Here is a 13,088-nt window from a genome sequence, read left to right as displayed (position 1 = left end):
CTGCAGCGCATGTCCCACTTCCTGCAGAAATCGACCCCGGAAACTGCAACAAGTGGGACACGGATGCGGAGACAACCACGAAACTGCAACAAGTGGGACACGGATGCGGAGACGACCACGAAACCTGCGGGAAGTGGGACACGGATGCGCAGGAGACGGTCTCGAGCAGCACCACCGCCCGAGACGCCACACTGCGCCCGCGGCCCTACTCTGTGAGCATGACCTCGGATGCCGCCGCCGTCCGGCGCGCGGCGCTGGTCTACAACCCCGTGAAGGTCGACGCCCGTCGCCTGCGAACGCAGGTGGTGCACGCCGCCGAGCGGGCGGGATGGGGCCCGCCCCTCTTCTTCGAGACGACCCCCGAGGATCTGGGCCAGGGTCAGACGCGCAGCGCACTCTCGCAGGGAGCGGATGCGGTTCTGGTCGCCGGCGGCGACGGCACGGTGCGCGCGGTCGCCGAAGCCCTCGCCCACACGGGAGTACCGCTGACGATCGTGCCCAGCGGCACGGGAAACCTCCTCGCCCGCAACCTGCGCCTCCCCCTCGACGACCCCGACCGCGTGATCGCCACCGCGTTCGCCGGCGACACGGTGATGATCGACGTCGGCTTCGCCGAGTTGCACCGCATCGACGGGGCGCGCGAGACCCATGCGTACGTGGTGATGGGCGGTATCGGACTGGATGCGGCGATGATCGCCAACACCCGTCCGTCGCTGAAGAAGAGCGTCGGCTGGGTCGCTTACGTCGACGGCGCAGCGCGTTCGCTCGTCGGGGCCGCACCGTTCCGCATCGTCTACCAGGTGGGCGACCAGCGCCTGCACTCGGCCCGCGTGCAGAGCGTGCTCTACGCCAACTGCGGGTCGCTGCCGGCGGGGCTCTCTCTCATCCCCGAGGCGTCGGTGATCGACGGCACGATGGACGTCGTGCTGTTTCAGCCCAAGGCGTGGTGGGGGTGGCTGTTCGTCTGGCGCCGGGTCGCGTGGGACAACAGCGTGCTGCGCAGGTTCCGCGCCGGCCGTCGGGTGCTGCAACTGCGCACCCGGGACAACGCCGTGCGCTACATGCGGGGGCGGACGATGGAGGTCGCCGCGGCCGAACCGCATCCGGTACAGCTCGACGGCGACGAGTTCGGCGAGGCCGTGCGGATCGTGAGCCGCATCGACGCCGGCGCGCTGCGCGTGACGGTGCCGGCCGGGCACGACCTCAGCCGGCTCTGACTGTCAACCCTTCGACTCCGATTCCGGTCCGTTCGCGAGGATGAGCGGGTGAGCAGCCCCACCCTCGTCTGGTTCCGCGATGATCTGCGCCTCGCCGACAACCCGGCCCTGCGCGCAGCGATCGACCGCGGCGAACCGGTCGTCGGGGTGTATGTGCTCGACGAGGAGTCGCCCGGTGTCCGCGCCCTCGGCGGCGCCGCTCGCTGGTGGCTGCACCACTCGCTCGCCTCGCTCGGCGAGCGCCTGCGCGAGCGCGGCGGCAGCCTGGTGCTGCGACGAGGCGCCGCCGCATCCGTGCTCCCGGAGCTGGTGTCGGATGCGGGTGCCGGTGCCGTCTTCTGGAACCGCCGCTACGGCGGACCGGAACGCGAGATCGATGCCAGCCTCAAGGAGAGCCTGCGCGATGACGGCCTCGAGGTGCGCTCGTTCCAGGCGTCGCTCCTGTTCGAGCCGTGGACCGTGCGCACCGGCTCCGATACCCACTTCTCCGTGTTCACGCCCTTCTGGCGCGCCTGTCTGCACCTGCCCGCACCGCGCGCGCCGCTGCCCGAGCCGCGCGAGCTGCCGGGGATGGGCAGGCCACCCGCATCCGATGCGCTCGACGACTGGGCTCGCCGCCCACGCGCCCCGACTGGACTGGGGGCCTCCGCGAGACGTGGGAGCCCGGCGAGCCCGCCGCCCTGGCACGCCTCAGGAACTTCCTGAAGGACGACCTTCCGGGCTACGGCACCGCGCGCGACGAGCCCGCCGCGGGCGTCACCTCCCAGCTGTCCCCGCGCCTGCGCTGGGGCGAGCTAAGCCCGTTCACCGTCTGGCATGACACGCTCGCGACCGGCGCGGATGCGGGACGTTTCCTCTCCGAGCTGGGCTGGCGCGAGTTCGCGTGGCACACCCTGTTCCACTTCCCCGATCTCGCACGGAAGAACCTGCGTGCGGCCTTCGACGCCTTCCCGTGGCCCCGCCTGCACCCGTCGCACCTCGAAGCGTGGCAACGGGGACGCACCGGCGTCCCCCTGGTGGACGCGGGGATGCGGGAGCTCTGGCACACCGGCATCATGCACAACCGCGTGAGGATGGTCACGGCCTCGTATCTGATCAAGAACCTCATGATCGACTGGCGCCACGGCGAGCAGTGGTTCTGGGACACCCTCGTCGACGCGGATGCGGCCTCCAACCCCTTCAACTGGCAGTGGGTGGCCGGCTCGGGCGCCGACGCAGCACCGTACTTCCGGATTTTCAACCCCCAGACACAAGCCGAGAAGTTCGACAAGGATGGACTGTACGTCTCGCAGTGGGCTCCGGATTCCGCATCCCTGGACCCTCTCGTCGACTTGGGGGCATCGCGCAAGCGCGCGCTGGACGCGTACGAGAACGTCAAATCTGCCGCGCGCTGAGCGCTCTGGAAGGACCCGAGATGCCCCGTACCGCCCGCAGGCTCCTGCTGCCACTTGCCGCCGCCGCACTCGCGCTCGCCGGGTGTGCGGCTGCCGGCCCCGACGTCTCCCCCGTCGAGGTCGGAGACGCGCCGACGGAGGCGACCGCCCCCGGCACGACGCTGTCGGTCGGCGACACCGCCTGGGTCAAGGTTCCCGCCGCCAGCGGCGACACGGAGCTCGTGGGCGCGACAGTGCTCTCGATGGATCCTCTGGATCCCGAGAGCATCGACGGCTACATGGACAAGGCGGAGCTGAGCAGCCGGCATCCGTTCGCGATCGTGGTGCAGTACACGTGGACCCCGGTGAGCGAGTACGACAGCACGACCCGCAGCGTGCCCCTCATCCCGATCGAGGCGGACGGTTCGTTCGCGGGTTGGCTCGCGAACGACATGGGAAACGTCGGGATGGGCGACGCGGATGCGTGCGGCCTGTCTCTCCCGGAGCCGATGGACGGCACCGCCCTGGAATGCTGGGTCGCCCTGACGACGGGGCCCGACCTGGGCGGAGTGGAGTTCAACGGCACCAGCCGCAACGACACCTTCCCCGACGAGGAGCACCCCTACGCGGGCCAGCCCGTCACCTGGAAGCCCTGACCCCGGTCCGCTCCCGGCGCGCCGCGGAATGCGGGGACCCCCATCGGGGTTGCGCTCTGCGATGAGCATCACCGTTTCCGTCCTCGACCTCGTTCCCGTGCGCTCCGGCCAGACCAGCGCCCAGGCGGTCGCCGCATCCCTCGACCTCGCTGAGCGCGCCGATGAGCTGGGTGTCGGTCGCTACTGGTTCGCCGAGCACCACAACATGCCCGCGGTGGCATCGACCAGCCCGCCCGTGCTGATCGCGGCCGCTGCCGCACGGACGAAGCGGATGCGGGTGGGCTCGGGTGGCGTGATGCTCCCGAACCACTCGCCGCTCATCGTGGCCGAGCAGTTCGCCGCCCTCGAGGCGCTGGCCCCGGGTCGCATCGACCTCGGCATCGGCCGCGCGCCCGGCAGCGACCCGGTCATCACGCAGCTGCTGCGCCGCAGCGGCACCACGAGCGATGTGGAGCAGTTCCCGCAGCACATCTCCGACATCCTCTCGCTCACGAGCGACGCAGGCGCCACGGTGCGCTTCACCTCCGGCGACACGTACAGCGTGCATGCGACGCCCGCCGCGACGACCCTCCCGGAGGTGTGGCTGCTCGGCTCGAGCGACTACTCCGCGCAGCTGGCCGCCGCATCCGGCCTGCCCTACGTCTTCGCGAACCACTTCGCCGGCGACGGACTCGAGCGCGCGCTGACGCTCTACCGCGACCAGTACCGGCCTTCCGAGGCCCACCCGAGCCCGCGCACCTTCGTCACGGCGAACGCGGTCGTGGCGCCGACGGAGGCTGAGGCATGGGAGCGGGCGCTGCCGCAGGTGCGCATGATGTCCCGCATCCGCTCCGGCCGTCCGCTGGTGCCGATGGAGACCGTCGAGCAGGCGCGGGATGCGGAGGCGCACGACAACCTCGCCGCGCACATCATCGACAACGCTCGCCGCACGTGGTTCGTCGGCGCACCCGAGCAGGCCGCGGATGCCCTTCGCGCGTTCTCGGCGCGCTACGGCGTGGACGAGATCATGGTCTCCCCCGTCGCCGGCGCCTACGACGCGGAGCCCCTGGACGTCGCGGGCGGGCGCGTTCAGACCCTGGAGCTGCTCACGCCCCTGCTCGGCGCCTGAGGCGGGCGGGTCAGGCTGAGGCGGCCGCTCGGCCTCCGGGCGGTCGCATCGCTTCCCCTGTCACAGATCGACGCGTTGAGCGCGATCTGTGACAGGGGAATGGTCGGGCTTCGGCTTCGCCTGCCTGAGATCGACGTCCGCGGGTAGATCTGTGACAGGCGAGCACCCCGGATGCGGCCGGGTCGGGCTTCGGCTTCGCCTGCCTGAGATCGACGTCCGCGGGTCGGTCTGTGACAGGCGAGCACCGGAAGGATCCGAGCGCCGGGCCCCGCGCAACGCGGAGGCGGGCGGGTCAGGCCTCGGGTTCTCCGCTGACGAGCGCGCGCAGCCAGTCGCGGGCCTCGACGAAAACGTCGTCGGAGTACCGCTCGGGGTAGCGGTTGATCGCACGGTCGGCCCGCGGGTACGAGCCGAGGAAGATCACCTTCGGGCTGAAACGACGCAGCCCCATGAGGGCGTCGGCCACACGCTCGTCGAGGACGTGCCCGTCGGCGTCGATCACGAATCGGTACCGGCCGAGCGCGTCGCCGATCGGACGGGATGCGAGCAACGAGAGGTTGATCCCGCGCGTCGCGAACTGCTCCAGCATCTCCATGAGCGCGCCGGGGTACTCCTCCGGCAGCTCCACGATCAGCGAGGTCTTGTCCGCTCCGGTGGGTGCCGGCGGCGCCACCGTGCGGGCCACGAGCACGAAGCGGGTGACGGCGTCCTTCTTGTCGCCGACGCCCTCCGCGAGCAGGTCGAGCTCGTGGTGCTCGAGGATGCCGGGAGGGGCGATGGCCGCATCCGCATCGCTGGTTCCGTCGAGCAGACCGAGGGCCGCGGCGACGTTGCTGGATGCGGGCAGGTGCGCGTGGGCCGGAAGCTCACGGCTGAGCCACTGGAGGCACTGCGCATACGCGACGGGGTGCGCGGCGACGAGCGAGACGTCCTCGAGACGCTGCCCGGGCCGGCCGACGAGGACGAAGTTCACCGGCACGAGGTACTCACCGATGATGCGCAGCCCCGGCATCGTGGCCAGCGCGTCCTGCGCCGTAGAGACGCCGCCGTCGACCGAGTTCTCGATCGCGATCATCGCCGCATCCGATCGGCCCTCGACGACATCGGCGAGCGCCTCGCCCACATTGCGCACCGAACGCCAGATCTGACCGCGCGCCTCGGGCACCTGCGCGAGGGCCGCCTCCGTGAAGGTGCCGGCCGGACCCAGATAGCTGTAGGTGCGACGGTCGGCGGATGCGGTGCTCACGGGCACTCAGCCTAGACCGCCCCCGAGTGCCTCCGGTGAACACCGGAAATGAGGCCGCTGCGCGACAGGAGAGTGACGACGCCCTGCCGGCACGGCAGACTAGGGGCATGAGCCGTGCCGGACAGCCTGCTGAGCCTTCTGATCTGATCGACATCGACGAGCTGATCGCCGCCTACTACGACCTGAAGCCCGACGCCTCGGTGCCCGCCCAGCGGGTCGTGTTCGGCACGAGCGGTCACCGCGGGTCGAGCTTGTCGACCAGCTTCAACGAGAACCACATCCTCGCCACCACCCAGGCGATCGTCGACTACCGGGCGGGTCAGGGGATCACCGGCCCGCTCTTCCTCGGCCGCGACACCCACGGCCTGTCGCTGCCGGCCGAGCGCACGGCCATCGAGGTGCTCGTCGCCAACGGCGTGGACGTGCGCGTCGATGCCCGCGACTCGTGGGTTCCCACCCCCGCGCTGAGCCACGCGATCCTCACCTACAACCGCGATCGCACCGCCGACGACGCGGGACGCGCGGACGGCATCGTCGTGACGCCCTCCCACAACCCGCCGCGCGACGGCGGCTTCAAGTACAACCCGCCCCACGGCGGACCCGCCGACACCGACGCCACCTCGTGGATCGCGGACCGCGCCAACGAGCTCATCGCCGCGGGGCTGGCGGGCGTCGAGCGCACCCCCTATGCCGACATCGACAGCGACACCCTCGCGCAGTACGACTTCCGCGAGGCGTACGTGCGCGATCTCGACGCCATCATCGACATCGACGCGATCAAGAGGGCCGGCATCCGCATCGGCGCCGACCCGCTCGGCGGCGCATCCGTGGACTATTGGGCGCTGATCGCCGAGCACTACGGCCTCGACCTCACGGTCGTGAACCCCGACGTCGACCCGACGTGGAAGTTCATGACCCTCGACTGGGACGAGAAGATCCGCATGGATCCGTCCTCGCCCAATGCCATGGCAGCTCTCGTCGCCCGACGCGACGAGTACGACATCCTCACCGGAAACGACGCGGATGCGGACCGCCACGGCATCGTCACCCCCGACGCGGGCCTCATGAACCCGAACCACTACCTGGCGGTCGCGATCGACTACCTCTTCTCGCACCGGCCCGGATGGCCCGCCGAGGCCGCCGTCGGCAAGACGCTCGTGTCCTCGATGATCATCGACCGCGTCGTCGAGGCGCTCGGCCGCACCCTCTACGAGGTCCCGGTCGGCTTCAAGTGGTTCGTGCCGGGCCTGCTCGACGGCTCGGTCGCGTTCGGCGGCGAGGAGTCCGCCGGCGCATCCTTCCTCCGTCAGGACGGCACCGTGTGGACCACCGACAAGGACGGCATCCTGCTGTGCCTGCTCGCCGCGGAGATCCTCGCGGTGACGGGCAAGACCCCCTCGCAGCGCTACGCGGAGCTCGAGGACACCTACGGCGCATCCGTGTACCAGCGCGTCGACGCCCCGGCGACCCCCGAGCAGAAGGCAGCGCTGGCGAAGCTGTCGCCGGATGCGGTCACCGCCACCGAGCTGGCCGGCGAGCCCATCACCGCGAAGCTCTCCCACGCCCCCGGCAACGGCGCGGCGATCGGAGGGCTCAAGGTCGTGACGGCCGACGCGTGGTTCGCCGCGCGCCCGTCCGGTACCGAGGACGTCTACAAGCTCTACGCGGAGTCACTGCGCGGCGAGGCCCACCTGCACGACGTGCAGGACGAGGCCCGCGCCGTGGTGTCCGAGGCCCTCTCCGGCGCCTGATCCTCGGCGGAGCCCCGGCATCCGGGGCCGCCCGCATCCGGGGGTCATCGCTGCCCCACTTTTCCGCGAGACTGCATTTTCATCACGAGATCACGGGTAAACACAGTGATCTCGTGACAAAGATGCAGTCTCGCGGTCTTGGGGTGGGCCACGAGCGGCGCGGAGAAGGGGGCGGAGCCGGCGTGCGGCTCCGCCCCCTTCTCCGGGTTACTCCGCGGCGGTGCGGCGGCGCGTGGAGACGCCGACCAGCAGCGAGCCCAGCAGCAACGCCCCGAGGGCGAACGGCAGGGTCGGGCCGAGGTCGAGGCCGGTCACGGCCAGCGGACCGGATGCGGCACGCACCTCGAGCGGCACCCAGCCGATCACCGCGCCGGCGGCATCCGTCACGACCAGCCGGTGCTGACCCGCGGGCGCATCCGCCGGGATCGTGACCGTGATCGCGCCCGCCGTCGAGACGACCTTGGTCCCGAGATGCATCGGCGTGGAGAACAGCCAGGCATCGACCGACGAGCCGGCGCGGGACGCACCGACACCGATCGTGATCGACGATCCGGCCGTCACCGTGTCGGGTGCCGTGATGCCGCCGCGCGTCGCGTCGGTCAGAGCCGACTCCGCGGGCGCAGCGGCGCCACCGGTGCCCGGCAGACCCGGATTGCCGGGCTCGCCCGGCGTGCCGGGTCCGTCCGGGCCCCCGGGGTTGCCGGGTGCCGCGGCCACCACGACCGCGGCCGAGGTGGCCGCGCCCGAGGCGAAGCCGTCGGCGGATGCGGTGACGACCGCGCGCAGTTCGTGGCCGAGGTCGGCCGCGGTCGCGGTGTACGTGGCCGCGGTCGCCGAGGCGATCGGCTGATCGTCACGGGTCCAGACGTAGGTGAGAGTGGCGTCCGCGGGATCGCTCGTGCCGACCTGCGCGGTCAGAGTCGCACCCACCTCGGCGGCGCCCGAGAGCGACACCGCGCCCACGACGACGTGACGCGTCACCGCGATTTTCACCGTGCGGGAGGTGCCGTCGACGGCGGTGACCGTGATGGATCCCGCACCACCCGCATCCGCGGGCTGCACGATCTCCACCGATGCCTCGTCATCGACAGGCACAGCCCCGATCCTCGGCCAGGCCGCCCCGTCCGTGTCGATCGTGTACTCGTCGCGGGCCGGGTCGAATCCGTCGAGCAGCGCGTTGTCGATCGTGACGCGGGCGAGGTCGGCGACGCTGGACGCGGATGCGGCAAGCGCGTTGATCTCGACTTCGGACACGATCATGTGCGTGTTCTCACGGGCCTGCATCACGATGCGCACCTCGTCGGCCACGACACCGCCCAGCGGAACCTCCACGATCGGCGCGCCGGACTCGGGAACCGGAACCGCGATGTCCTCGCCGGCGATCCAGTCACCGCCCGCGGTGCGGTGCTCCACCCGGAGGGACTGAGCCCAGCTCGCCGTGCCGTCGCGATAGAAGTACACCTTCACGTTGGACACCTGCTGCCTCGAGCTCAGCACGTACGTCAGGGTGTCCTGCGTGTTCTTGGTGCCGGAGCGCCAGTTGGACCACCCCTTGTCTGTCGTGATGCCGTTCTTCGTGCGGTCGACGCTGTAGCTCGGACTCTCGGTGAAGGTTGCCGACGCCTTGCTGTCGCCGGCGACGTTGCGCGTGCCCGATGCCGTCACGATGACGCTCAGGCGCGCCTCGATCGTGGCGCCGCCCGTCACGGTGACGGCACCCGGGACCGTGACGGTTCCGGGCTGAGCGAAGTCGGCGTCGCCGACTCCGCTGAAGTCCCAGGTCACCGGCGCGTCGTAGGCGGTTCCGCCCAGGCGCACCTCGGCAGGCACCGTTGCCGGTGCCGCCGCCGTGACGCTGTCCAGGGCCGCGCCGGCATACGTCGTGATCGAGACGGGACGCGTCGCCGTGTAGGCAACGACCTCGACCGTGGCCGCGACCTCGAAGCCCGCACCGAAGACATCCGTCCCGGCACCGGGCACCTGCACGGTTCGCGCGGCGGAGAAGTCCGCGCCGGCCAGGTCCCACGTGACGGCGGCCGTGCGCTGCACGCCCCCTCGATAGTTCAGCGTGACAGTGGTCGGAAGCTCGGGCTGCTCACCGACGGCGGTCGCTGCCGTGACGGGCGTGACACTCGTCACCCGCGTGGAGGCGGGCGTCCATCGCTGGTTGCCACCGTTGTTCGAGGTCCACGTGCCCACTGTCGTGCCGTCGGCCGTGCCCTGCCCGTTCACATCGAGCACGCGCTCCGCAGATGCGCTCAGCAGCGAGTAGGTGCGCCCGTCGGTCGTGGACGGGATCCATTGGAGCGCCGGATCGGATGCGGCAGCTGCCGCATCCGCCGACACGAGCGTCGTGCTCGTGCCGTTCACCGCGAGGAAGCGCCCGTCGCCTGCCTCGAGGGCGATGCGGTGTCGGTTCGTTCCCTCGCCGGAGATCGAGTGCACGGTCCACGCCTGCGCAGGTGCCGCATCCGCAGTCGTGGCACCCGTGCGGATCGCGAGGCCGTTGGGGTCGGCCGCGAGGGCCTTGCCGCTCTGAACACCGAAGAGCTGGTACGTCTCGCCGTCTTCGAAGACGGCCGCATCCGTCGCGACGCCCGAGACGCCCGACACGACGAGCGTCGTGACCGACTTCGCCGGCAGCGTCACCGTGGCGGACTTGGAGGCCGCGTCGACCGGAATGGCCGTGCCCGTCACGAGCGCGTGGTCGGTGACGTCACCGGCCGACGACTCGGTCGTCACGATGGGGGTGACCGTGGCACCGGGAGCGATGGTCGCGAAGCGGGACAGGTCGACCTGCACCGCGCGCTCGGACGCCTCGGAGTTGATGTGCACCAGGGTCACGCCGTCGCCTTCGGCCGTCAGCGCCGCGGTGGTCTGCGTGTCGTCGGTGGGGATGAGACGGTCGCCCGGCTCGATGTAGTGCGTGAAGTTGCGCACCGTGTTGAACTTCGAGTTCGTCAGCACCTTGCACGAGGGGTCTGCGTCACCGTCAGCGAGACGCCGCTCCGAGTTGCCGTCGGCGTTGCAGTCGAAGTCGATGAAGACGCTGCCCCAGTTGAGCTTTTCGACCTTCTCCATGTTGTAGAGGTCCTCGACCGGCTGCCAGAACACCCAGGCGGTGGGCTCGAGCTCGCGCAGATCGTCGACGATCCGCGTCGCCATGCCGATGCCGTTCTCGATGTTGGTCTGGTTGAAGCCGCTGCCCCCGTTCCAGTCACCCTCGACCTCGCTCATCCAGAGCGGCTTGTCGGACGCCTTCGCGATGTCGCGCGCGATCAGTCGATCGCCCGTGCCGTAGGTGTGCACGTTGAGCTGGTCGACGAGCCCCTTGGATTCGGTGCTCCAGCCGTTCCAGTTCTGCACGAACTTCGACGGGTTGGTCTCGTCCATCGCCGAGATGCTCACATCGGTCGTCGTGCCGGGCTCGGCCAGGCGCGCGGCGAGCGCTTTGATCATCTGGTCCTGCCGCGTCGGCCCGATGTGAGCACCCTCCTGGCGGCTGGCGCTGGTGGGCCAGGTCTGGCCGTTCGGGATGCGGGTCTGCCAGTAGTCGGTGTTGGGCTCGTTGAACGGGTCCAGCGTGTCGAACGTGATGCCGTGAGCCTTCTCGAGCTCCTCGACCACGTTCACGAGGTAGCTCGAGAACGCCGCCATGTCCTCGGGGGCGAGCTGCTCACTGGTGGCGTTGTTGATGCCGCCCGAGACGTAGCCGCTCTGCGTGAGGAAGTACGGCGGGGAGTTGCTGAAGGCCTCCCAGTGGGTGATCTTGTCCTTGAGCGCGTCGAGCCACCACCGCTGTCCCTGATCCGCATCCCAGTCGTAGTGATCGGGGTTCTCGCCATCCCAGGCGGCGGCGTAGCGGTCCCGGTCGGCGTAGGTCGAGGTGATCTCGCCCTCGTCGTCGCTCTCGGCGAGGTCCGGGTTCCACCAACCAGGCACCGCGCCGCCGGGACGCAGGTACGACGGAACGTCCGTCGCGTTGCCGCCGCCGATGTTGTAGCGCGCGATGTTGAGGTTCAGACCGTCTTCGCCGAACACGGCGTCGAACAGCTTCTGGCGCACCTCGGTCGGGTAGCCACCGGTCGCGTTCGCGAACCAGACGAGGCTCGTGCCCCATCCTTCGAACGGGTCGGATGCGATCGCGGGATTCGGCGTGATGCGCACGCTGCTCGCCGCGTGGGCCGGCGGCGGCGAGACCGCGGCGCCCGCGACGAGTGCACCGGCACTGAGGGTTCCGACGCACAGCAGCGACAGGAATCTGAGGGACTTCATCGTCGATCCTTCCGGCCGCGTCGTCGCAGCCTTGGGGGGAGGGTGTTTCGTGTTGACGTAAACATGTTGACGTCAACACGAAACATAGCGGATTCCCAGTCGTCCGCACAACGTCCTCCGCGCGCCGCATCCGCATCCGCCCGCCGCACCCACCGGGCGCTACCTGCCGCGAGACTGTCCCCACGCCCTCTCGTCCCGACGCCGGATCCGCACGCCAGGCTGTCTCATCTCCGCGAAACTGCATTTCGAGCACGAGATCACGGGTAATGACAGTGATCTCGTGCCCGAAATGCAGTCTCGGCGGATGGATGGGGGCCCCGACCCAGGGCGGCGCCGGAGGCGCGACGAGGTCAGCGGATGCGGGGGCCCGAGCTCTGGCGCACGACGAGCTCGGTCGGCACGAGCGTGCGGTCGTCCACCCGCTCGCCCTCGATCTCGGCGAGGAGGGCACGGATGGCGCCCGAGCCGACGCGGTCGAAGTGCTGGCGCACGGTGGTCAGCGGCGGCCAGTAGTTGGCCGAGTCGGGCATGTCGTCGAACCCCACGACGCTGACGTCGTCGGGCACCGCGCGACCCGCCTCGTGCAGGGCACGCACGAGCCCGAGCGCCATCTGGTCGTTGGAGACGAACACCGCGGTGACCGAGGCGTCCTCGGCAAGCCTCGTGCCGATCTCGTACCCCGAGTCGGCCGTCCAATCGCCGACCTCGACCTCGGGCACGGGTGCGCCCCGGCGCTCGAGGGTCTCGCGCCAGGCGTCACGCCGGCGCTCGGCCGCGTACGACTCGAGCGGACCGGACACGTGCCACACGGTCTCGTGCCCGAGATCCAACAGATGCTCGGTTGCCAGGCGAGCCCCCTGCGCCTGATCGTTGTCGACCACGGGGTAGGCGTAGGCGGCGTGCGAGTCGACGACCACGACGGGCAGCCCGCTGGGCAGCGCGATCTCCGACTCGTCGAGGCGGTGCGACTCGATGAGGATGACGACACCGTCGACGGCGTGCTCGCGCAGCCGCACGAAGGCGCCGGAGACATCGGTCTGCGACGCCGTCTCGACGGTGATGAGCGTCAACGAATACCCCGCGGATGCGGCGACGGAGGCGACCGCATCCAGGGTGCGGGTGTTGCCGTAGCTCGAGAGCGAGAACATGATCACGCCGATCGAACGGAACTTGCCCGATCGGAGGGCCCTCGCGGCACTGTTGGGCCGGTAGCCCAGCTCGTCCATGGCGGCGAGGACGCGGGCGCGAGTGTCGGGATCGACGTTCGCGCGCCCGTTCGCGACCCGCGACACGGTTTGCCCGGAGACGCCGGCGAGAGCCGCCACATCCGCCATCGACGTCTCGCGGCGGCGCGCACGAGGTTCGCCCGGTGTTGCTGCCGTGACGTGGCTCATGCCCGGATCCTCCTCGATGTTGACGTTGACATGTTAGCGAGAGCGGAGTTATGTTTACGTCAACATAC

7 protein-coding genes and 1 pseudogene are annotated in these 13,088 nt (G+C 70.2%); 5 read left to right on the top strand and 3 right to left on the bottom strand.

The annotated features are described in order from the left end of the window. Nucleotides 1-218: 218 nt before the first annotated feature. The 4 genes and pseudogenes from AC1VNH_RS13235 to AC1VNH_RS13220 all read left to right on the top strand — a co-directional run bounded on the left by AC1VNH_RS13235 (nt 219) and on the right by AC1VNH_RS13220 (nt 4,354). Nucleotides 219-1,217: a diacylglycerol/lipid kinase family protein gene (locus AC1VNH_RS13235; protein WP_483111874.1), complete on the top strand. Its 999-nt coding sequence runs from the start codon at nt 219-221 to the stop codon at nt 1,215-1,217. Nucleotides 1,218-1,265: 48 nt separating this feature from the next. After that, nucleotides 1,266-2,611: pseudogene (locus AC1VNH_RS13230) on the top strand (cryptochrome/photolyase family protein). A 20-nt stretch (nt 2,612-2,631) separates the two neighbouring features. Further along, nucleotides 2,632-3,246: a hypothetical protein gene (locus tag AC1VNH_RS13225; RefSeq protein WP_483111872.1), complete on the top strand. Its 615-nt coding sequence runs from the start codon at nt 2,632-2,634 to the stop codon at nt 3,244-3,246. 28 nt (nt 3,247-3,274) lie between these two features. Then, nucleotides 3,275-4,354 carry an LLM class flavin-dependent oxidoreductase gene (locus tag AC1VNH_RS13220; protein WP_483111870.1) on the top strand — a complete coding sequence of 360 codons (1,080 nt, stop codon included), beginning with the start codon at nt 3,275-3,277 and terminating at the stop codon, nt 4,352-4,354. A 292-nt stretch (nt 4,355-4,646) separates the two neighbouring features. Here AC1VNH_RS13220 and pheA read toward each other — a convergent pair whose 3' ends face one another. Beyond that, the gene (pheA, locus tag AC1VNH_RS13215) at nt 4,647-5,600 is read right to left on the bottom strand and encodes a prephenate dehydratase (protein WP_483111869.1); all 954 of its coding nucleotides are present in this window, start codon (nt 5,598-5,600) and stop codon (nt 4,647-4,649) included. A gap of 107 nt (nt 5,601-5,707) precedes the next feature. Between pheA and pgm the strand changes: the two genes are divergently transcribed. Next, complete coding sequence (gene pgm, locus AC1VNH_RS13210) at nt 5,708-7,351, top strand: phosphoglucomutase (alpha-D-glucose-1,6-bisphosphate-dependent) (RefSeq protein WP_483111867.1); 1,644 nt, start codon at nt 5,708-5,710, stop codon at nt 7,349-7,351. 207 nt (nt 7,352-7,558) lie between these two features. Here the strand turns inward: pgm and AC1VNH_RS13205 are convergent, their stop codons facing one another. Together AC1VNH_RS13205 and AC1VNH_RS13200 are read right to left on the bottom strand one after the other, a co-directional pair. Continuing rightward, nucleotides 7,559-11,626 (bottom strand): glycoside hydrolase, encoded by a 4,068-nt coding sequence (locus AC1VNH_RS13205; protein ID WP_483111866.1) that lies wholly within the window; start codon nt 11,624-11,626, stop codon nt 7,559-7,561. Nucleotides 11,627-11,976: 350 nt separating this feature from the next. After that, entirely contained in the window at nt 11,977-13,020 is a 1,044-nt protein-coding gene (locus AC1VNH_RS13200; protein WP_483111864.1) for a LacI family DNA-binding transcriptional regulator, read from the bottom strand. Between the last annotated feature and the right edge of the window lie 68 nt (nt 13,021-13,088).

It is taken from the genome of Microbacterium sp. KU4F, assembly GCF_056868075.1.
The sequence above is the reverse complement of the archived record's forward strand: the minus strand, read 5'-3'. Positions and strand labels throughout refer to the sequence as shown.

Coding starts and splice junctions, on each gene's coding strand:
- AC1VNH_RS13235 (WP_483111874.1), top strand. CDS start 219: ATGACCTCGGATGCCGCCGCCGTCCGGCGCGCGGCGCTGGTCTACAAC.
- AC1VNH_RS13225 (WP_483111872.1), top strand. CDS start 2,632: ATGCCCCGTACCGCCCGCAGGCTCCTGCTGCCACTTGCCGCCGCCGCA.
- AC1VNH_RS13220 (WP_483111870.1), top strand. CDS start 3,275: ATGCGGGGACCCCCATCGGGGTTGCGCTCTGCGATGAGCATCACCGTT.
- pgm (WP_483111867.1), top strand. CDS start 5,708: ATGAGCCGTGCCGGACAGCCTGCTGAGCCTTCTGATCTGATCGACATC.
- AC1VNH_RS13205 (WP_483111866.1), bottom strand. CDS start 11,626: ATGAAGTCCCTCAGATTCCTGTCGCTGCTGTGCGTCGGAACCCTCAGT.
- AC1VNH_RS13200 (WP_483111864.1), bottom strand. CDS start 13,020: ATGAGCCACGTCACGGCAGCAACACCGGGCGAACCTCGTGCGCGCCGC.